The sequence below is a fragment of the Vibrio sp. YMD68 genome (genome assembly GCF_029958905.1).
Classification (GTDB): Bacteria; Pseudomonadota; Gammaproteobacteria; order Enterobacterales; family Vibrionaceae; genus Vibrio.
This window is the reverse complement of the sequence record NZ_CP124614.1, coordinates 1,755,219-1,773,997: the sequence shown is the minus strand read 5'-3', so window position 1 is coordinate 1,773,997 and position 18,779 is coordinate 1,755,219. Positions and strand designations below refer to the sequence as shown.

24 protein-coding genes are annotated in these 18,779 nt (G+C 44.8%); 22 read left to right on the top strand and 2 right to left on the bottom strand.

Going from position 1 to position 18,779, the window contains the following annotated elements; translation table 11 throughout:
• Window positions 1-56: 56 nt before the first annotated feature.
• The 19 genes from phnF (at window position 57) to QF117_RS14075 (ending at window position 14,023) form a co-directional block, all read left to right on the top strand.
• On the top strand, window positions 57-752 hold the full coding sequence (phnF, locus tag QF117_RS14165; protein WP_282386311.1) for a phosphonate metabolism transcriptional regulator PhnF: 696 nt from the start codon (window positions 57-59) through the stop codon (window positions 750-752).
• Entirely contained in the window at window positions 753-1,241 is a 489-nt protein-coding gene (phnG, locus tag QF117_RS14160) for a phosphonate C-P lyase system protein PhnG (RefSeq protein ID WP_282386310.1), read from the top strand. It begins immediately after the preceding gene.
• Window positions 1,238-1,888 (top strand): phosphonate C-P lyase system protein PhnH, encoded by a 651-nt coding sequence (phnH, locus tag QF117_RS14155; RefSeq protein WP_282386309.1) that lies wholly within the window; start codon window positions 1,238-1,240, stop codon window positions 1,886-1,888. Before phnG ends, phnH begins: the two co-directional genes overlap by 4 nt.
• On the top strand, window positions 1,873-3,009 hold the full coding sequence (locus QF117_RS14150; RefSeq protein ID WP_282386308.1) for a carbon-phosphorus lyase complex subunit PhnI: 1,137 nt from the start codon (window positions 1,873-1,875) through the stop codon (window positions 3,007-3,009). The genes phnH and QF117_RS14150 overlap by 16 nt, the downstream gene beginning before the upstream one ends.
• Complete coding sequence (locus tag QF117_RS14145) at window positions 2,999-4,003, top strand: alpha-D-ribose 1-methylphosphonate 5-phosphate C-P-lyase PhnJ (RefSeq protein WP_282386307.1); 1,005 nt, start codon at window positions 2,999-3,001, stop codon at window positions 4,001-4,003. Before QF117_RS14150 ends, QF117_RS14145 begins: the two co-directional genes overlap by 11 nt.
• Window positions 4,004-4,146: 143 nt before the next feature.
• The gene (gene phnK / locus QF117_RS14140; RefSeq protein ID WP_282389490.1) at window positions 4,147-4,926 is read left to right on the top strand and encodes a phosphonate C-P lyase system protein PhnK; all 780 of its coding nucleotides are present in this window, start codon (window positions 4,147-4,149) and stop codon (window positions 4,924-4,926) included.
• Between the two features lie 120 nt (window positions 4,927-5,046).
• Window positions 5,047-5,832, top strand: a complete 786-nt coding sequence (locus QF117_RS14135; RefSeq protein WP_282389489.1) for an ATP-binding cassette domain-containing protein — start codon at window positions 5,047-5,049, stop codon at window positions 5,830-5,832.
• Entirely contained in the window at window positions 5,793-6,986 is a 1,194-nt protein-coding gene (gene phnM, locus QF117_RS14130) for an alpha-D-ribose 1-methylphosphonate 5-triphosphate diphosphatase (protein ID WP_282389488.1), read from the top strand. The genes QF117_RS14135 and phnM overlap by 40 nt, the downstream gene beginning before the upstream one ends.
• Before the next feature lie 77 nt (window positions 6,987-7,063).
• Entirely contained in the window at window positions 7,064-7,627 is a 564-nt protein-coding gene (gene phnN, locus QF117_RS14125) for a ribose 1,5-bisphosphokinase (protein ID WP_282386305.1), read from the top strand.
• Window positions 7,628-7,705: 78 nt separating this feature from the next.
• Complete coding sequence (phnP, locus tag QF117_RS14120; RefSeq protein ID WP_282386304.1) at window positions 7,706-8,464, top strand: phosphonate metabolism protein PhnP; 759 nt, start codon at window positions 7,706-7,708, stop codon at window positions 8,462-8,464.
• A gap of 291 nt (window positions 8,465-8,755) precedes the next feature.
• Window positions 8,756-9,301, top strand: a complete 546-nt coding sequence (locus QF117_RS14115) for a hypothetical protein (RefSeq protein ID WP_282386303.1) — start codon at window positions 8,756-8,758, stop codon at window positions 9,299-9,301.
• A gap of 104 nt (window positions 9,302-9,405) precedes the next feature.
• Window positions 9,406-9,831: a hypothetical protein gene (locus QF117_RS14110; RefSeq protein WP_282386301.1), complete on the top strand. Its 426-nt coding sequence runs from the start codon at window positions 9,406-9,408 to the stop codon at window positions 9,829-9,831.
• 250 nt (window positions 9,832-10,081) lie between these two features.
• Complete coding sequence (locus tag QF117_RS14105; RefSeq protein ID WP_282386299.1) at window positions 10,082-10,657, top strand: VTT domain-containing protein; 576 nt, start codon at window positions 10,082-10,084, stop codon at window positions 10,655-10,657.
• 80 nt (window positions 10,658-10,737) lie between these two features.
• The gene (locus tag QF117_RS14100) at window positions 10,738-11,490 is read left to right on the top strand and encodes an SDR family oxidoreductase (protein ID WP_282386297.1); all 753 of its coding nucleotides are present in this window, start codon (window positions 10,738-10,740) and stop codon (window positions 11,488-11,490) included.
• Between the two features lie 140 nt (window positions 11,491-11,630).
• Window positions 11,631-12,293, top strand: coding sequence for a YoaK family protein (locus QF117_RS14095; RefSeq protein ID WP_282386296.1), 663 nt, complete (start codon window positions 11,631-11,633; stop codon window positions 12,291-12,293).
• 115 nt (window positions 12,294-12,408) lie between these two features.
• On the top strand, window positions 12,409-12,771 hold the full coding sequence (locus QF117_RS14090; protein WP_282389487.1) for an MmcQ/YjbR family DNA-binding protein: 363 nt from the start codon (window positions 12,409-12,411) through the stop codon (window positions 12,769-12,771).
• 115 nt (window positions 12,772-12,886) lie between these two features.
• Window positions 12,887-13,147 (top strand): hypothetical protein, encoded by a 261-nt coding sequence (locus tag QF117_RS14085; protein ID WP_282386295.1) that lies wholly within the window; start codon window positions 12,887-12,889, stop codon window positions 13,145-13,147.
• A gap of 52 nt (window positions 13,148-13,199) precedes the next feature.
• Window positions 13,200-13,562: a VOC family protein gene (locus tag QF117_RS14080; protein ID WP_282386293.1), complete on the top strand. Its 363-nt coding sequence runs from the start codon at window positions 13,200-13,202 to the stop codon at window positions 13,560-13,562.
• A gap of 212 nt (window positions 13,563-13,774) precedes the next feature.
• Window positions 13,775-14,023 carry a DUF3297 family protein gene (locus QF117_RS14075; protein ID WP_017036628.1) on the top strand — a complete coding sequence of 83 codons (249 nt, stop codon included), beginning with the start codon at window positions 13,775-13,777 and terminating at the stop codon, window positions 14,021-14,023.
• A gap of 343 nt (window positions 14,024-14,366) precedes the next feature.
• Here QF117_RS14075 and QF117_RS14070 read toward each other — a convergent pair whose 3' ends face one another.
• Both QF117_RS14070 and QF117_RS14065 read right to left on the bottom strand, forming a co-directional pair.
• Window positions 14,367-14,864 (bottom strand): fasciclin domain-containing protein, encoded by a 498-nt coding sequence (locus tag QF117_RS14070; protein ID WP_282386290.1) that lies wholly within the window; start codon window positions 14,862-14,864, stop codon window positions 14,367-14,369.
• A gap of 370 nt (window positions 14,865-15,234) precedes the next feature.
• Complete coding sequence (locus QF117_RS14065) at window positions 15,235-15,924, bottom strand: oxidoreductase (RefSeq protein ID WP_282386289.1); 690 nt, start codon at window positions 15,922-15,924, stop codon at window positions 15,235-15,237.
• Between the two features lie 405 nt (window positions 15,925-16,329).
• Here QF117_RS14065 and cobT point away from each other — a divergent pair, with 405 nt between their 5' ends.
• From cobT to cobU, 3 genes are read left to right on the top strand one after another with little or no spacing between them, the layout of a single operon-like run.
• Entirely contained in the window at window positions 16,330-17,358 is a 1,029-nt protein-coding gene (gene cobT, locus QF117_RS14060) for a nicotinate-nucleotide--dimethylbenzimidazole phosphoribosyltransferase (protein ID WP_282386287.1), read from the top strand.
• A complete protein-coding gene (locus tag QF117_RS14055; protein ID WP_282386286.1) occupies window positions 17,358-18,173 on the top strand; it encodes an adenosylcobinamide-GDP ribazoletransferase in 816 nt (271 codons plus the stop codon). The genes cobT and QF117_RS14055 overlap by 1 nt, the downstream gene beginning before the upstream one ends.
• Window positions 18,170-18,715, top strand: a complete 546-nt coding sequence (gene cobU / locus QF117_RS14050) for a bifunctional adenosylcobinamide kinase/adenosylcobinamide-phosphate guanylyltransferase (RefSeq protein ID WP_282386283.1) — start codon at window positions 18,170-18,172, stop codon at window positions 18,713-18,715. The genes QF117_RS14055 and cobU overlap by 4 nt, the downstream gene beginning before the upstream one ends.
• Window positions 18,716-18,779: the final 64 nt, after the last annotated feature.

Genomic DNA, 18,779 nt, shown 5'->3' with positions numbered 1-18,779 from the left:
TCTAGATAAGTACTGAGTTGAATTGAGAATGACGACGTAAAAAGGACGGAACGAACATGCGAATTTATCTTGATATCGCTAAGCGCCTTGAAAATGACGTACGCCGTTACTTTCAAGGAGGGGAGTACCTACCTGCCGAATCAACGCTGGCGAAACGTTTTGATGTAAATCGCCATACTGTTCGGCGAGCGATCGATGAGCTGGTGTTTAACGGGCTGATTGAACGTCAACAAGGGCGGGGAAACATGGTCGTGAGCCAACCGTTTGATTACCCATTGCATTCGGGAGCGCACTTTACCGACAACTTACTTGAACAAGGCAGTTTGCCAACTAGTCAGGTTATTGAACGCAGCCTTGTGGCAGCGAATGACAAAATATCCAGTTTATTTGACCTGCCTGCGGAGTCTAAGGTGATCAAGCTTAGGACGTTACGAAAAATCGATGGAATGCCAGCGAGCGTTATCGACCACTATTTAGCAAACGTGAATTGGTGGCCTGTCGTCAAATACTTCGAAGTCGGCTCTCTACACGCTTACTTAAAAGACAAGCTGGGTATTGAGTTGAGTCGAAGGACAACACGGTTAAGGGCAGCAATGCCAACAAAGACAGACTGCCGCTTATTGCAATTGCCAGCGAAAACGCCAGTCATGGTGTTTAAAACCACCAACGTGATTAAAGGAACCGAACAGATTGTTGAGTTTTCATCGTCACACACACGATCTGATTTAGTCGAAATTGTTTTGGAGCATTAAATGACACAAGAGCAGCATACCCAAGAGCGTCCGACCCACAATCCACAAGAACATCTGCAACGTAAAAGATGGATGTCGGTGTTGGCTCGTTGCGACTATCAAACATTAAAACAGCGCTGGGATGAACTGTCACTCAGCACACGCTATCAATTCGTACGAGAGCCAGAAATTGGGCTTGCGCAAGTACGAGCAAAGATGGGATCAACCGGTAATGCGTTCAATATGGGCGATGTAACAATAGTAAGAACGGTGGTGCAGTTAGACCAAGGAGAGCTCGGCTATAGCTACCTAACAGGGCGAAATAAGGACCATGCGGAAGTGGCTGCGGTTGTCGATGCGTTAATGCAAACAGAATTTCAAAATGATCTGTATCAAGCATTAATCGAACCATTAGCGGCTGATATTGAGGAAAAAGAGCAACTTAAAGCTCGCGAAGTAGCACCAAGCAAGGTGGACTTTTTCACTATGGTAAGAGGAGAGGATGAATGAGTTACCTCACAAGGGGATTTGATCACCCAGTTCACGATGCCCAACAGACATTTAGGCTATTGATGGACGCTGTTTCTCGTCCCGGAACAAAAGTAGAGCTGTTGTCGACATTGCAATTTGGCACGGTTAGCCCCGCAGCCACACAGCTACTGCTCACTCTGGCCGATAATGTCACGCCGCTCTGGTTTGGCGAAGCATTCTTAAACGACACAGCACTGATGGAAAATTTACGCTTTCATTGCGGTTCACCCGTCGCTGATTCGCGATCACGGGCGGATTTTGCGCTGGTAAGGGCGAACGAATTCAATCAGTTCGATGGCTTTGCGATGGGAGACGACAGTTACCCCGACCGAAGCACCTCAGTGATCATTGAAGTCGATAGTCTTCATACGGGCACCACGCTGATTTTGTCCGGCCCTGGAATAAAGTGCGAGACCAAAGTACAAATTAACGGGTTAAGTCACTCACTCATTGAAGCAATACAAACGGGGCGAGGATGCTTTCCTCACGGCATTGATATTTACTTCACGTGTGAAAACGAAGTCATTGCATTGCCACGTACTACCCAAGTCGTGATGCAAGAGCAAGAAGAGCAAGAAGAGCAAGAAAAGAAAGAAGAGAAGGAAGCATTATGTACGTTGCAGTAAAAGGGGGTCAAAAAGCGATAGAGGCCGCGCACCGCTTACAAGATAAAAAGCGACGGGGGCCAGAATCCCAACGAGCACTCTCGGTGGAGCAAATTGCTCATCAGCTTGCTGGTGCAACGGATCGCGTTATGACCGAGGGCAGCATTTACGACAAGGAACTCGCGGCACTTGCCATTAAGCAAGCTGGTGGCGATTTGATTGAAGCGATCTTCTTACTGCGCGCGTATCGCACGACATTACCACGTCTTGCGGTGACACAGCCCGTTAATACGGAAGCGATGAAAATAGAGCGCCGGATTTCCGCAAGCTACAAAGATTTACCCGGTGGTCAATTACTCGGCCCTACGTATGACTATACCCACAGATTGCTCGACTTTGCGTTGCTCGCAGAAGGTGATGACTCGCTTCAACAGGAACATTATCAAGGTAGCGAAGAACTCCAAAGCTCAGCGCTCGATAGTGGTTGTTCTGAACCGTGCCCGCAAGTACTCAAAATGCTAGAAAACCTTGATCTAGCCGTACCTGAAAATGACAGTGGAGAGTTGCCGGATGATATCACAGTGACACCGCCTACTTTTCCCGCTAATCGAAGCGCAAGGTTACAACAGCTCGCACGCAGTGATGAAGGCTTCTTATTGGCGCTTGGGTATTCAACTCAACGTGGCTATGGGCGCAATCACCCTTTTGCAGGAGAGATTCGTTCAGGAAACGTCACCTTAGAGTTAATCCCGGAAGAGCTGGGCTTTGCTATCGAAATCGGTGATATCGAACTGACTGAATGCCAGATGATCAATGGCTTTACTGGCAACAAAAACGAAAAGGCTCGCTTCACCAGGGGTTACGGCGTCACATTTGGTTTTTCTGAACGTAAAGCGATGTCGATGGCATTAGTAGACCGTTCGCTACAGTGCCAACAATATGGTGAGGTACCACAAGGCCCTGCGCAAGATGAAGAATTTGTGTTGTCTCATGGTGACAATGTTGAAGCCTCAGGGTTTGTTAGCCATTTGAAACTGCCCCATTACGTTGATTTTCAATCTGAGCTAGCGTTGATTCGTAAGCTGCAAAAAGAATTTGATGCAAGAGAAGCGGAACAAAAGGAGCACGATAATGGCGACTGACCTGAATTTAAAGAACGGCTATAACTATGGCTACCTTGATGAGCAGACCAAACGGATGATCCGCCGAGCGCTATTGAAAGCGATTGCCATTCCCGGGTATCAAGTTCCGTTTGGTGGCCGAGAGATGCCAATGCCATATGGTTGGGGCACGGGTGGCATTCAAATAACGGCCGCCATTATAGGCCACCCCGATGTGCTTAAAGTGATTGACCAAGGGGCGGATGACACTACCAATGCAGTATCGATCAGACAGTTTTTTGAAAAAGTGGCTTCTGTAGAAACCACGGAACGAACGTCGGATGCGACCTTAATTCAAACGCGCCATCGTATTCCTGAAAAGCCATTAACAGACGGGCAGATTCTTATATATCAGGTGCCTATTCCTGAGCCATTACGTTTTATTGAACCACGAGAAACGGAAACGAGAAAAATGCACGAGCTCGAAGAGTACGGCGTCATGCATGTCAAATTGTATGAAGATATTGCACGTTACGGTCATATTTCTACATCCTATGCGTACCCAGTGCATGTGAATGGGCGATACATCATGGACCCATCGCCGATACCAAAATTTGATAATCCGAAAATGCATCAAATGCCGGCACTGCAACTATTTGGGGCAGGGCGTGAGAAGCGAATCTATGCAATTCCACCTTATACCGATGTAAATAGCCTCGACTTTGATGATCATCCATTTGAAGTACAGCAATGGGACGAGCCTTGTTGTATTTGTGGCTCAACAGAGAGCTTTTTAGACGAAGTCGTGACTGACGATAAAGGGGGGCGGATATTCGTCTGCTCAGACACGGACTATTGCCATGAACACGCAGCATCACTATCACGCCAATCATCAGCGTCAACATCGAACTGTAGGCCCGATTCTATGTCGGACGCTATTTTGGACGCTATTCCAGACGCAATGGAAAAACCAGTATCTGGAAATGTATCCAGCGTTGTTTCAAGTTCAAAAGATGAGGTCACACCGTGTCAGTAACTGAATTAAACAAACTCACTCGATGCAGTGAACCGGGGCGACTAAACGAACCCAAGCAATGGCGTCAACCTCATCAATCTAATCAACAAGCGACACTCGCTGACTTAGAAAGAAAAGGTTCTTATCTAGAAAAAAAACGCGCTGTGGAAACTTATTCACCGCTGTTGGAGGTACAGGGGTTATCGAAACTCTATCAGCCTGGAAAAGGGTGTCAGGATATCGATTTCAAACTCTGGCCTGGTGAAGTACTGGGTATTGTAGGCGAATCAGGCTCTGGGAAGAGTACCTTGCTGCGAGTGTTGTCAGGGAGAGAAGTACCCGATAGCGGCGCGGTTCACTATCAACTACCGAATGGTGAGCAAGCTAGCCTGTATGGGCTGACAGAAAGTGAACGTAGACGGTTATTGCGTACTGAATGGGGCGTGGTTCACCAACATCCAATGGACGGGCTTAGACCGAGGGTTTCTGCGGGTGGCAATATTGGAGAGCGCTTAATGGCAGTAGGAAGCCGACACTATGGGGACATTCGTACTCAAGCGCTGGATTGGCTTAATCAAGTGGAAATCCCATGCGACCGAATAGACGACATGCCTATTACCTTCTCGGGAGGAATGCAACAACGTCTGCAAATCGCGCGAAATTTAGTCACACACCCAAAGCTTATTTTTATGGATGAACCCACAGGTGGTCTCGATGTTTCAGTTCAGGCAAGGCTACTAGATTTGATCCGAAACTTAGTGACGGAACTCGGCTTATCTGTGGTGATCGTCACTCACGATTTAGCGGTTGCGCGATTGCTTGCTCATCGTTTGGTGGTCATGAAAGAGAGTCGTATTGTGGAGAGTGGGCTTACCGACCAAGTGCTCGATGATCCTCAGCACCCCTATACACAATTACTTGTTTCGTCAGTCATCCAAGGATAAGGAGCCGTCATGAATACCTTGATAACCCCCGTTGGTGAACGCCACCATAAAGAAGCCTGTGTTGCTTTTACAAATGACGAGCCATTTACAAATGACGAGCCATTAAGCGACGCGAATACGATGCTTTCGGTATCTAACGTAAGCAAAACGTTCGTTCTTCATAATCAAAGTGGTGCCAAGTTGCCTGTTCTGTCGAAAAGCAGTTTTTCAGTGGATAAGGGCGAATGTGTTGTGCTTTTGGGACGCTCGGGATCGGGGAAAAGCACATTGCTTAGAGCCCTGTACGCTAATTATTTGGTCGACGAAGGGCATATATGGGTCCGCCATGATGGTGTTAGTCATATTCGTGACTCTGAAGGTACAAGCGATCTGACGGATACGTGTGAGATGAGTGATGTAATGAGAAACCAAAACGAAAGCCAAGCGAATTGGGTCGATATTGCCAACGCACAGCCAAGAGAAGTATTGGAAGTCCGCCAAAATTCGCTGGGATGGGTCAGTCAATTTTTAAGAGTGATCCCCCGCATCAGTGCCTTAGATGTGGTGGCCCAGCCCCTAATCGAACAAGGAGTAGACAAAGAACAAGCCAAGCAAAAAGCCGCGGCTCTGCTGACTCGCCTAAACGTTCCAGAGCCTCTTTGGTCGTTGGCTCCCGCGACCTTTTCAGGTGGAGAGCAGCAACGAGTGAATATTGCACGGGGGTTCATCGTAGATTCGCCAATTTTATTGCTTGATGAACCGACCGCTTCACTGGATGAAAAAAACTGCCAAGTGGTGATAGAGCTAATTCAAGAGGCAAAACAAAGAGGTGCCGCGATTGTGGGCATTTTTCACGATGAGTTTGTTCGTCAAAGCGTGGCAGACAAATACTACGACATTTCAACGGCGACACTTCGCAAAGCTTAACGACAAAGGATAGAGCAATGATTATTACGAATGTTCAACTGGTATTAGAAAACGAAGTGGTCAATGGATCGATTGAAATTGAGGGTGGCATCATCCGTTCAATGTCTGATTCCAAAAGCCAAATGCCTGGTGCGGTTGATGGCAATCAAGGCTGGCTTATGCCTGGTCTCATTGAATTGCACACAGACAACTTGGAAAAGTACTTTACGCCACGACCAAAAGTCAGCTGGCCGCCGCTCTCTGCTATGGCAGCCCACGATGCTCAACTGATAGGCGCAGGGATAACAACCGTATTGGATGCCATAGCCGTTGGTGATGTGCGAGATGGTGGTCATCGTCAAGACAACCTCGATAAAATGATTGATACCATAGTAAGAAGCGGAGAGCTGGGGTTGAATCGCGCAGAGCACTTTGTACACATTCGCTGCGAACTGCCCCATGAAGCCACCGTCGATCTTGCTAAAAAGTACCTTGATTTGGAGCAAACACACATGGTGTCGTTGATGGATCACTCTCCGGGCCAACGTCAATTCGTCAACATTGAGAAGTACTACGACTACTACCAGGGGAAGTACAACTTGAACGATCAACAAATGGCAGATTTCGAGCAACAGCAGCGTCAGCAATCGGCCCAGTTCTCGGATGCTAATCGTAAAACAATCGCGCAATTGTGCCGAGAGAAAAGTATTCCACTCGCCAGCCACGATGATGCCACGCGATCCCATGTCGAAGAGTCACATTCTTTGGGGCTGGTTCTAGCAGAATTCCCTACCACAATAGAAGCAGCGCAACGATCTCATGAACTAGGGTTAAAAGTGATGATGGGGGCACCTAACGTGGTTAGAGGGGGTTCCCACTCGGGCAATGTCGCTGCACATGAATTGGCAACCCTTGGTGTCCTGGACACGCTATCATCAGACTACTTTCCGGGCAGTCTTTTAGAAGCGGTATTTGGCCTGGCTGATGACGAACGAAACGACTTGGATTTAGCAACAGCGGCCCGATTAGCAACATCTAACCCAGCGTCGGCGCTTAGTCTTAATGACCGAGGTTCGATACAAGAGGGCTTACGCGCGGATCTATTGCTTGTTGAGCGTCGCGCCGGGCAGCCTTTAATACAGCAGGTATTACGTCAGGGAAAACGCGTTTTTTAATAAACGTGAGTCGTAGAAATGCCTTATAAAAATCGAGTCATTATTAAGAGCAAATAAATAGAAAGTAGGAAGCGGGAATGGCTAAGTTGTTCTACGTACTAGGGGCCTCAGGGGCGGGGAAAGATTCGATCATGGACGCCCTCAGATGCGTATTTTGTGATCAATTGATGGTCGCACATCGGTACATAACAAGACCCGCATCGGCAGGAAGTGAAAATTATATTGCCCTGTCAGAGGAAGAGTTTTCACTTCGTACGCAGCGAAACTTATTTACGATGCATTGGCATGCAAACGGATATCGCTATGGGGTAGGCAGAGAGGTCGATCATTGGTTAAGTGAAGGCTTGAATGTTATGGTGAATGGATCTCGAGCGTATCTGCCCACTGCGAAACAGAAATACGGTAGCCGATTGCAAGTTGTATGGATAACCGTCAGCCCCGATATATTAAAGCAGAGGCTGATTAAACGGGGGCGAGAAAACAGGACTGAAATTGTCCAACGATTGGAACGAGCGGTTCAATACGATGAAGTTCGACCAAACGACGCGATTTTGCTGAATAACAGCGGAACACTGCAAGAAACAGTCGCACAGTTTTCTCGTCAAATGGATAGTCAGCCCAATGCCCGCGTGTTTGGCTAAGCCTATGACAAAAAGTAATTAATCATAAAAGATACCTTCGACACTTATAAAAGAACGGTGTTGGGGGAAGGGAGACAAATGCTGACACTGACTCTACTCGGTACTGGGGCCGCAGGTGGCGTGCCACTGTATGGGTGCGAATGCACGGCCTGCGCCATCGCGACCGAGCAAAAAGAGCGGGAACGTAAACCCTGCTCTGCAATGGTGGAGTGGGGAGACGGCGAGAACAAAAATCGCCTACTCATTGATGCCGGTATTATGGATTTACATCGACGCTTTAAATCGGGGTCGTACCTAGGTTTTTTGCTGACGCACTTTCACGTTGATCACGTACAAGGCCTATTTCATTTAAGGTGGGGTAATGGCGCTTCGATTCCAGTTTGGTGCCCGGATGATCCTCTAGGGTGCGCTGATTTACTTAAACATTCTGGATGTTTGCGGTTTATCCCTAAAATGACGCATGCTCGGCAGGTCAATATAGCAGGATTACGAGTCACACCTTTACAGATGCGTCATTCAAGGCCAACCGTTGGCTATCTATTTGAATATGAAGATCAGTCGATTGCTTATCTCACAGACACTGACGGCTTACCCAGTGAAACGTTCCAGTTTTTGAGTGGTAGAGCCTCTCTTGACACACTAGTGATTGACTGTTCCTTTCCACCACAGCACTCAGGGAGCAATCATGGCAACATTGATACCGCAAAAGAAATTCAGAAGTTACTTGCGCCTAAAAAACTGGTCATCACTCACATTGGGCACGATTTAGATAGCTGGCTAATAAGAAACGAATTACCCGATAGTGTCATCATTGGCTATGACGACATGATTACTTGAGAGCCCAATCGACTATTCAGGCCCCGTTAAGCTAGCAATGGTCTCATTCATATCGTGTATTTTTAGCGTTCGGAATATGCGCATTGGTCAATGAACGTTTTTACCAGCGTAAGATCCCTTTTATTCCACGTCGCCGACTAAAGTGGACACTCCACACGTGGCATTTACAGTTTATTTCCTAACGGTTATTCTTGTAGCAAATGTATCAGCGACAGTTGCTACTGACCGAGGTACGTTTGGGTATTAAATTTAAACTAACCGCATAAAAGGAATTTAGAGAAAGTGAATACAGTGATAAAAGTAGCATTATTAGCAGTAACATCGCTGGCCATATTGGGCTGCAAAGATAAAACGGAGATTTATGCAAACCCACCTAGCCATGTGGTTGATCAAATAGATGCCTATTTACCATTATCAATGAGATATGTGGAAAAAAATGAGCAAATCGCCTTGTCGCAAGGTGATCGGTTATCTCCACAATTTATTGAAGTTGCTCACCGGATAGGAATCAAACACCCAGAGAAAGTCCGTGTAATTTACGCTGATACGCTGCCTTTACCTGAGAATGAATCACTATTATTCCAAATGCAAAGATTAGGGTTGGATTCTCCATATTTTGTCGGCGCGACTTTTGGGTACGGCATTTGGATTGCGAACAAAGCAAAAGGGGACAAGCTGTTGTTGTCTCACGAATTGATCCATGTAAAGCAAGCGGAAACAGCGGGCCTTGAAGCATTTACGAAAGACTATCTATTACAACTTTCGATTTTTGGCTATGCCAAAGCGCCAATCGAACTTGAAGCTTATAACAATGCTGAAGGTTATTTATATCCCTAGACGATAGTGACAAATTTCAATTGAACTCAGTGTGTAGAAACCATATGGTTCCTGTTATAAAACCAGTACCTAAATGTGTTTAGTTATTATAAGAAGGAACCAAAATGAAAAAACTGATGACATTATCTATCGTTGTTTTCGCTTTATCTGGCTGTGATGATGCTACCAAGGCTATTGACCAAGCTCAGCAGGCAGCGAATCAAGCGGTAGATAGTATCCAAGAACAAATGGATTCGGTTGATCTCAGTCAGCTCAACTTAGAACAATTTGGCGAAACTGCGGAACTTGCCGAAGAGTTAGCATCGTCTATCGAAGAAGCATTCAGTGCTGATTTCACGAACCCTGAAGAATTAACTCAAATCTCAGATCATGTTGCCAACGCATACAGCTGTTTGGTTGAGGCATCCTCAGAATCAGCCGCTGAGAAAGTTCTCGACAAGATTCTTTCGTCAATCACCGGTGACGAAGCGATGAGTTTGATTGATAAAGGCATAGAAAGAGCCAAGGCAGCTCAAGAGTGCGTTATGTAACTTATTTGGCCATGCAATAAGGCAACAAATGGTGTTATAAACCAATAACCCTGTGAATCAATGAATCGTTAAAATACACACCCATATAAATATGCGTTGTATCAGTCAATATTCATTTAAAAAGTAAATATCCGTTCTAAAAGTAAATATCCGTTCTAAACGTAAATAGTGACCTAATGGCCATTGTGTTACGTATAACGACCATGCACCTTGTGCATTTCATGGAGCGTTATGACGAACTGAGGATGATATGGAAACAGTGACCGGTTTATTGGAAGATTATGGTGTGTTGGTTTATGCGCTGCTTTTTTTGTATTGCGCCTTAAAAAGTGGCTGGCTCCCACTTTTTGCTGGTTACGCAGCCTACTTAGGTGCTCTCGAGTTACCTTGGGTTGCGCTAGCCACCTTCCTAGGCGGATATCTAGGGGATGAAATTCGCTTTGGGGTCGCCAAAACCTGTGGCATTGCTTGGGTAGAGCGTTCAACAATGTTTGGGCGTCTGTTTGAAAAGTCGGCGGCATTAGCCAAAAAGTACGGGACCGCGTATATTTTCATCTATCGATATCCTAAAGGTCTACGCACAATTGGGGCATTACCACTTGGGTTAACGGACATAAAGTGGCGTAAATTTACACTATTGAACATGAGTTCCTCAGCGTTATGGGTCGTAGTGATGGTCGGTGGCGGCTTCTTTTTCGGAGAAAGCTTTGACACACTAGGCATTGAAAATTTAACAGCGGTCAGTGTTCTTCTTCTTTTGGTGTTTTTGTTGTCGCTCGTTAGAGTGTGGAAAAGAGAGCAAAGTCGAAAATTAACAAGGTCGTAGAGTGGCTTGCTGGGTGTAGAGAGGGCGACTGGGTTTAGACCAATTAGCGACACTGACTAGAAAAATAAGATGGATAGAAGATGAAAGATAACAAGGTAGCCATCATTACGGGTGGCGGACGCGGGATTGGAGCCTCAACGGCACAACTCTTCGCGAGTAAAGGCTATGCAGTTTGCATCAACTACAAATCAAATTCTGACGCAGCTAAAAAGGTTGCAGATTCGATACTAGCTCAAGGAGGGCATTGCATTACTGTCAAAGCGGATGTATCGAGTGAAGAGGATGTCATTCGAATGTTTTCAACGGTTGATGAAAAACTCGGTGGCGTCTCTGTATTGGTCAATAATGCCGGGATATTGAGAAAACAATCACGTTTGGAAGACATGACGGCAGAAAGAATCAACGCAATATTGATCAATAACGTGACGAGCTACTTTCTTTGTTGCCGAGAGGCTGTGAAACGCATGTCTACACGCCATGGCGGGCAAGGTGGGGTCATTGTTAATGTTTCATCTGGTGCATCTCGTTCAGGCTCTCCGAATGAATACATAGATTATGCGGCATCAAAAGGGGCAGTCGATACGTTAACCAAAGGCTTATCACTAGAGGTCGCGGCGGAAGGTATCCGCGTTAATTGTGTGCGTCCGGGGCTTATTCATACAGATATGCATGCTGACGGCGGAGAACCAGAGCGAATAGAAAGGCTAAAAAGTGTTATTCCTCTTCAAAGAGGTGGACAACCAGAAGAAGTCGCGGAAGCGATCTATTGGCTAGCATCAGAAAAATCATCATTTTCAACCGGAAATTACCTCGACCTAGCTGGTGGTTTGTAAATCGAGATATCTGGTTTATCACCACAAAGACGAGAGGTGTATTGTTACCGTTCATTTAGTGCTGTATTTTAAGTAAGTATCGATGCTCGATATAATGCTTTCCTCCCGTTCATATGGCGACTGCAGCCTAAAGGATACTTGTGATTTCAAAATTACCTCGTTGGATCGAATACGGCGCGTTTGTTCTCGCGCTGATCGCGGGTTTTATCAATTCAATTGGTTTATTGGGTTTTAACCATCAATCTGTGTCACATCTCTCGGGTACCGCGACAATGATAGGCACAGGGATGGTCACTTCATCGTTTAATACTATTTCCCATTTGTTGCTGGTTCTCATGAGTTTTATTGCTGGTGCGGCTATCTCTGGCTTTTATTTGCGCAGCGGAGCGCTTCAATTGGGGCGTAACTACAGTCGGTTGCTTATTCTAGAGGCCATTTTCCTTCTATTCTCCATTTACTTTTTAACCAAGAATGCGTTGCCTGGCCATTATTTTGCTTCTGCTGCGTGTGGATTACAAAATGCTCTTGTCACGACGTTTAGCGGCGCTGTGATCAGAACCACACACGTCACTGGGATTTTTACTGACCTAGGTATTATGATAGGAGCAAAATTAAGGGGTGAACCGTTTGATAATAGAAAAGCGTTACTGTTTTTATTGATCATTAGCGGCTTTATTTTAGGTGGCACTTTAGGAGCCATATCTTTTAGTGCGCTATACTTTTACGCCTTATTGATACCCGCTGCGACTTGTATGATTTTGGCGGTATCGTACTCAGTGTACAATGCGCGATTTGGCCGATAATGTTGCTAATGCTGAGTCTCAGCCTAAGTCGATTAATCGCCTAAATCGTATCTATCAGGTTAATCGCGTCAATCGATTTTATTTAGGCCACATAATTACTTGGGGGACAGAATTAATGGATTATGAACAATTTAACCGCTTATGTGCGTCATTCCCAGCCACGACTCACGTGGTGCAATGGGGAGATTCCAATGTTTGGAAAGTTGGGGGGAAAGTGTTTGCGATTGGCGGTTGGAGCAAAAATAAAAGCCCCGCATTTACGTTTAAAACCTCAGAACAAAACTTTGATTTTCTGAGTGATAGCGAAGGGTATATTCCCGCCCCGTATTTTGCGAATCGTGGTATGAAATGGATTCAACAAACCGAGACGTCAGGTGAGCTTGATGATGATCTAACCTATTACCTTTCTGAATCTTATCGCATTGTGTCTATGGGGTTGAGTAAAAGAAAACGAACAGAGTTAGGGATAGAAGTGTGAGTCTGTTACAAATCTGGGAAAGTACGTTTGCCCATGTATCTGTTAACTGACTCGAAGAATGTACGCTCAACAAACGTTAGAATAGTTACAATTTCTTACACTACGGATGGTTAGTATGCAAACCACATCAAAAAATACATTGATTGTGATTATCTCCAGCCTCGTTTTTGTACTCGGCTTTTTCTTTCTTCACGAATTGGATTATGCATTAGGGGCACTGTTGGTCATTCATATCTCGTTCTCTTTGATCGTGCTTTACGGAGATAGGCTCGTATGTCGCACTCGTGATAGTGATGGATGGGAAGGATACTCGGAAGTTTATCAATCGCAGGGCAATCAACTCAATTCAAAAGACGGTAGTGAAAGTCACGACTAATTTAGCGTGGCATGTTAGAAAACGTTATTAGGAACGATTTAGGATGGATAGGATGCACCAACACGAAAAGCTCAATTATATTGAATTGCCTGCTCATGATTTGAATGCAACAAAATCATTCTTTTCATCCGCATTCCGCTGGGAGTTCGTCGATTTTGGGCCCGATTATATCGCGTTTAACAATCAAGGTTTAGATGGTGGCTTTTTTCGGTCTGATGCTTGTAATGAAACAAAAAAGGGCGGTGCATTACTTGTATTCTATAGCGAGAATATACAAGAGACGCTTCTCAAAGTGACTGAGAATGGCGGTGAAATCATTCAAGATATATTTGAATTTCCTGGTGGTTGTCGCTTTCACTTCAAGGAACCCAGTGGCAATGAGTTTGCTGTTTGGTCGGAAAGCCAAGGCATTTAACGTCTAGTCTCTTAGCATCTAGGCCCTTAACATCTAGTCTCTTAACATCTAGGCCCAAAATTTTTCTACTTTCTAAGGTTAGATAGAGAATGGCTTTCAATGATTGTTTGCTGAATATGCAAGCGGAGGGTGTCACCAGTCACTGTAACTCTTGAGCGTTGGTCTTATATTGACTACAATGGCGCACTTTATAGTTACTACAGATTTCGAATATGAACGACACTACATCGCAACCTGCTTTACCAGACCGCCTTGCGGGTAACCCTCGCAGCCCCCACCATGTGGCAGCGTGTTTCGAACATAAAATTGGTATTCGTCTTAACGGCAAAGAGCGTTTCGATGTCGAGGAATATTGCATTAGCGAAGGTTGGGTAAAGATCCCTTCTCCTAAAGCACTTGATCGTCGCGGCCAGCCAATTCTCATCACATTAAAAGGCACTGTTGAAGCTTTTTACAGCTAATCCGTTCTTACGCGATTAATAATCTTAGTGTATTCACCTAAGTTTATTTCATCCTAACTAATATGAAGAGCCTAAAGAGATTTAGGCTCTTAATATTTTAATAGAAGTTTAATAGAAGTTTAACAGTCGTTTTATCATTGTTTTTAATCTTATTTCTAGTGTTGTTTATTCATAAATATGAATATTTAAAACGAATATAATAAAATAACAATGATTTAATGGAAACAAGAGCTCTTCATATAAAATAATTTATTCAGGGTGTCGGATTTATATTTAACTACTCAAAACGATTGAAATCAGGGCGCACTAACCGCCCTGTTTATTCTGGTTAGAATGTGTGATTTTATTTAGGCAATAAAACGGTGTCGATAACGTGAATAACGCCGTTGCTTGCTTTTACATCGGTCGCGACCACGTTTGCGTTGTTAATCATTACTTTGCCGTAGCTTTCTTTAATCATGACCGTTTGACCTTGTACCGTAGTTGCACTATCAAGTTTAACAACGTCAGCAGCCATCACTTTACCAGCGATAACGTGGTAGGTTAGAACCGCTACTAGCTTATCTTTGTTTTCTGGTTCTAGCAGCATCGCAACCGTACCTTCTGGTAGTTTAGCAAAAGCCTCATCAGTTGGCGCCAAAACAGTGAATGGTCCGTCACCTTTCAATGTGTCAACAAGACCCGCAGCTTTTACCGCCGCAACAAGGGTATTAAACGATCCATTTCCTACCGCAACATCAACGATGTCTTCCTTCATGCCGTGGTTATGTGCTACCGCAGTAGTAGAAAAAGATAAAGTAGCCAGTAACATAGTTAAAGCAGCCGTTATTTTAATAGACATATTATTATTCCTTTATTAATCGCAGAGTTTGTGTTTCAGAGATAGTTACGATTAAAAGAAACAAACCGATCACATTTATTTTTCAATTTATTTCCATGATGATTTTTATTTAAAAGAGAGAGGTGTATTTTAGATGAAGGCGAGGTCAGATACATAACATAATAGTTATTAGGCGTTTTGGGTGGTATGTATTAAGACACGCTAACGGCCTACTTAGGTTGAGATGTTTAACAAAATGCAATAATACATTATTTGTTAAGCCGTTATGTTTAAACGCTAGCGTCCTTAACTTTAGCCTTCTTAATGCTAGATTCTTAAATGCTAGATTCTTAAATGCGGAGGATGACACATAGCGTCAAGTGTTACCAACTTAGCGGCGTTGAGCGTGTAATCGTTCCATTTCGGCACTATCCATCGTCCTGTCAGATCCAGTGCTGCCATCAAAGATGTCATAAAGCATGGCTGTAGCGACATGGCTGGCCTTAATTGGAACGTATTTTGTCAAAGGCCCGATCATGAGTGGCGTAAGTATTTTAAGGATGTACTCGACCACCGCTTCATTTTTTCTAGGTTCATCTCGTAAACCAACCAATGGGCCGGGCTGGGCAAAAACAAGCTTTTCAAAGCCTATATTGCGAATGGTTTCTTCCATTCTTCCTTTACACTTTAAGTAGTGTGAGAACGAATAAGGGGAGGCACCAATACTTGAAACAACCGCCAGCTTCTTTACGCCGAGCACTTTCATTGATTGAGCAACATCACACACCAGCTGATAATCGACTTCTTCTAGCTTTTCTTTAGAACCGGCTTGTTCAAGCGTTGTGCCTAAGCTGATGATGCCAATGTTCGGTGTCGGGTTTTCTTTTTTCCACTCTAAAACACGCAATTCATTATCCAGAATTTGCTCAAGCTTTGAATGAAAGAAAGGAAGTTCTTTACGTGCTAACGCATAAACGTGCGAGATAGAGTCATCTTCTAGTACTTGTTTCAACACTTCAGTGCCAACAAGCCCAGAAGAACCCGCTAGAATTACTGCTGTGTTATCACCCGGAATGCTCATTCAAATCGTCCTAAATGTGTTGCCTTGTCGCATAAGCAATTTGAATTGAAATGCCACTAGAAAATGGATTAAACAAAATATATAGAAACAGTAAAGCACCTTCTGTGATCCAATGTAAAAAAAACAAGTGCTAAATCTCGTTATGAGGGACTATTTTGACAGTCTGCGACAAACATAAAATCCTCAGATCTTTTACGATAGGGTCATTAGTTCATAGGTCGATTCTACAGGCGGTTTGGCTGATAAGGTTTGTGTTGAATCAAAATTTACCATTTCGATTGCACTTGTTTAATAGTTAACATGTTGATTTCGAGTTAAACTGAACCGATAAATTCAACACGCCCTAGACCTGCTACTTTAATGAGTTAAATAGCGTCATGCCCAAACGATGAGAGCTTACCCATCATGTTACAACACACCTTTTCTGAAGCCATTCAACAACGCATTGATACTAAAACCAAACCGCTTGGTGCCTTAGGGCAACTTGAGCAACTGGCATTTCAGTTGGCAACCATTCAAAGCCAAGGCAAACAGCAGGTTACAGATAAAATAAGCATTGCCAAGCCGACGGTCATCGTATTTGCTGGAGACCACGGAATTGCTGATGAAGGCGTCAGTATTGCGCCTAGTGCCGTTACTCAGCAGATGGTTCTCAACTTCTTGTCAGGTGGCGCGGCAATCAATTGTTTTTGTCGAGTGAACAATGTCGCGATGAAAGTGGTTGATACAGGCATAATGAATCCAGTTGACTCCGATCATAAGGATTTCATCGTTCAGCGACTTGGGGCCCGTACCGAAAATTTTGCTCAGGGACCGGCTATGAGTCAGCAAACGGTGGCTAAAGGCATTGAACTCGGTCAGACCATGGTTACCGATCTTATCCAACAAGGCACTAACATGGTGATGTTTGGTGAAATGGGGATCGGTAATACCAGTAGTGCTTCGGCCATCATGGCTGCATTGAGTCAGCGTCAAGTGAGCGAATGCGTCGGGCTCGGCACAGGGATCACCCCTGAACAACTGCATAAAAAACATCAGCTTGTTTCCAAAGGCGTCAAACGATGCTTATCCAATGATCCAATCGATGTGCTTTCACAAGTGGGAGGGTTTGAAATCGTTCAAATGGTGGGGGCATTTATTGGAGCCTATAAACAGAACGTTCCCGTTATTGTTGATGGCTTTATCGTGACCGTTGCCGCTTATGTTGCCACCTTCATTGAGCCTGACTGCCGTGACTATATGATTTTCGCACACAAATCGAAAGAAGCTCCGCACCAAGCATTGCTTGAAGAACTCGGGGCAGACCCATTGCTTGATCTCTCACTGCGCTTAGGTGAAGGAACGGGGGCGGTACTTGCTATGCCTTTAGTGAGCGCAGCAGCCGAATTTTACAATACCATGGCGAGCTTTGAAGACGCGGGCGTGACCGTCTAATGGTCGCTTGGTTCCGGTATCAGCGAGACCTATTTTGGTTAGCGCTCAGTTTTTTTTCACGCATTCCTATCCCTAAGGCTACGCCTTACAGCGCAGAACGCATGAATCGTTCAGGGCGCTACTTTGCATTGGTTGGTGCATTATTAGGGGCCATCTGCGGTGGAAGTTTCTGGCTGTTGTCATTAATTCTTCCCAATGACATAGCACTGTTTGTTATGCTGGCCTTCAGTTTAATGTTGACAGGCGCATTCCATGAAGATGGCCTAACAGACATGGCGGATGGCATTGGTGGAGGAATGAGTATAGAGCGGCGCTTATCGATAATGAAAGATAGCCGCATAGGAACCTACGGCGCGGCAACGTTAGTCATGGGACTGCTGGGTAAGTTTTTGTTATTGAGTGAATTAGCTGAGCGAGACGCAAACGGTGGATTGCTTGTCTTTCTTGTAGTGATTATGGCTTATACGGTCAGTCGAACTGTCGCAGCTTCACTTATTTTTGATATGCCCTACGTGAGCGACAATGATACCAGTAAAAGTAAGCCATTAGCTCAAACACAAACCCCTGCGGAACTTGCGTTTCTAATGGCATGCGCGGCATTGACGTTACTGATTCTTACACCATTGGTTTTCTGTGTTCTAGCCTTAACACTGCTGATTGCCCGTTATGCATTTAAACGATGGTTGTTCGCTCGAATAGGTGGCTTTACCGGCGATTGTTTAGGTGCCGCGCAACAACTCAGTGAACTGCTCATTTACCTGATACTTGTCGGCTTCGCGCATAATCAGGTCAACGTACTTGGAGGTTGGTTATGAGTATTCACCTTATACTGGGCGGCGCCCGTTCAGGAAAATCAAGCCATGCGGAGCAGCAAGCTAAACAGTGCTTATCCTCAGGCAAAGAGGGGGTAACACAGTTGCATTACGTGGCGACAGCTCAAGCGTTTGACGAAGAGATGAAGCAACGAATACGGCATCATCAAGATCAGAGAGATGATCGATGGATTGAACATGAAGTACCGATAAACCTCGTAGAGACGATAAATGCGTTTACCATTCATGATGTTGTGTTAATTGACTGTCTAACGTTATGGTTGAATAACGTTATATTTATCAGGGGTGACAATGTCACGTCAGAAGCAGTGCAGAGCGAAATAACCGCATTACAAAGTGCGCTCAAACAAACCAGTGCCACGGTCATTTTGGTCTCAAACGAGGTTGGACTAGGTGTCGTTCCAATGGGTAAAGTATCGCGAATGTTCGTTGATCATGCCGGTTGGATGAACCAAAAAATCGCGTCCATTGCTAGTCGAGTTGAATTTATTGCAGCGGGCTTACCAATGACGCTAAAGCAATAAAGCAATAAACCTAGAGCAATAAACCTAGAGCAATAAAGCTAAAGCAATAAAGAACTAAAGCGGC

What these genes read in the sequence shown, in the direction of transcription:
- phnF (WP_282386311.1), top strand. Translation starts at nt 57, where the DNA reads ATGCGAATTTATCTTGATATCGCTAAGCGCCTTGAAAATGACGTACGC.
- phnG (WP_282386310.1), top strand. Translation starts at nt 753, where the DNA reads ATGACACAAGAGCAGCATACCCAAGAGCGTCCGACCCACAATCCACAA.
- phnH (WP_282386309.1), top strand. Translation starts at nt 1,238, where the DNA reads ATGAGTTACCTCACAAGGGGATTTGATCACCCAGTTCACGATGCCCAA.
- QF117_RS14150 (WP_282386308.1), top strand. Translation starts at nt 1,873, where the DNA reads ATGTACGTTGCAGTAAAAGGGGGTCAAAAAGCGATAGAGGCCGCGCAC.
- QF117_RS14145 (WP_282386307.1), top strand. Translation starts at nt 2,999, where the DNA reads ATGGCGACTGACCTGAATTTAAAGAACGGCTATAACTATGGCTACCTT.
- QF117_RS14135 (WP_282389489.1), top strand. Translation starts at nt 5,047, where the DNA reads ATGCTTTCGGTATCTAACGTAAGCAAAACGTTCGTTCTTCATAATCAA.
- phnN (WP_282386305.1), top strand. Translation starts at nt 7,064, where the DNA reads ATGGCTAAGTTGTTCTACGTACTAGGGGCCTCAGGGGCGGGGAAAGAT.
- phnP (WP_282386304.1), top strand. Translation starts at nt 7,706, where the DNA reads ATGCTGACACTGACTCTACTCGGTACTGGGGCCGCAGGTGGCGTGCCA.
- QF117_RS14110 (WP_282386301.1), top strand. Translation starts at nt 9,406, where the DNA reads ATGAAAAAACTGATGACATTATCTATCGTTGTTTTCGCTTTATCTGGC.
- QF117_RS14105 (WP_282386299.1), top strand. Translation starts at nt 10,082, where the DNA reads ATGGAAACAGTGACCGGTTTATTGGAAGATTATGGTGTGTTGGTTTAT.
- QF117_RS14100 (WP_282386297.1), top strand. Translation starts at nt 10,738, where the DNA reads ATGAAAGATAACAAGGTAGCCATCATTACGGGTGGCGGACGCGGGATT.
- QF117_RS14090 (WP_282389487.1), top strand. Translation starts at nt 12,409, where the DNA reads ATGGATTATGAACAATTTAACCGCTTATGTGCGTCATTCCCAGCCACG.
- QF117_RS14085 (WP_282386295.1), top strand. Translation starts at nt 12,887, where the DNA reads ATGCAAACCACATCAAAAAATACATTGATTGTGATTATCTCCAGCCTC.
- QF117_RS14080 (WP_282386293.1), top strand. Translation starts at nt 13,200, where the DNA reads ATGCACCAACACGAAAAGCTCAATTATATTGAATTGCCTGCTCATGAT.
- QF117_RS14075 (WP_017036628.1), top strand. Translation starts at nt 13,775, where the DNA reads ATGAACGACACTACATCGCAACCTGCTTTACCAGACCGCCTTGCGGGT.
- QF117_RS14070 (WP_282386290.1), bottom strand. Translation starts at nt 14,864, where the DNA reads ATGTCTATTAAAATAACGGCTGCTTTAACTATGTTACTGGCTACTTTA.
- QF117_RS14065 (WP_282386289.1), bottom strand. Translation starts at nt 15,924, where the DNA reads ATGAGCATTCCGGGTGATAACACAGCAGTAATTCTAGCGGGTTCTTCT.
- cobT (WP_282386287.1), top strand. Translation starts at nt 16,330, where the DNA reads ATGTTACAACACACCTTTTCTGAAGCCATTCAACAACGCATTGATACT.
- QF117_RS14055 (WP_282386286.1), top strand. Translation starts at nt 17,358, where the DNA reads ATGGTCGCTTGGTTCCGGTATCAGCGAGACCTATTTTGGTTAGCGCTC.
- cobU (WP_282386283.1), top strand. Translation starts at nt 18,170, where the DNA reads ATGAGTATTCACCTTATACTGGGCGGCGCCCGTTCAGGAAAATCAAGC.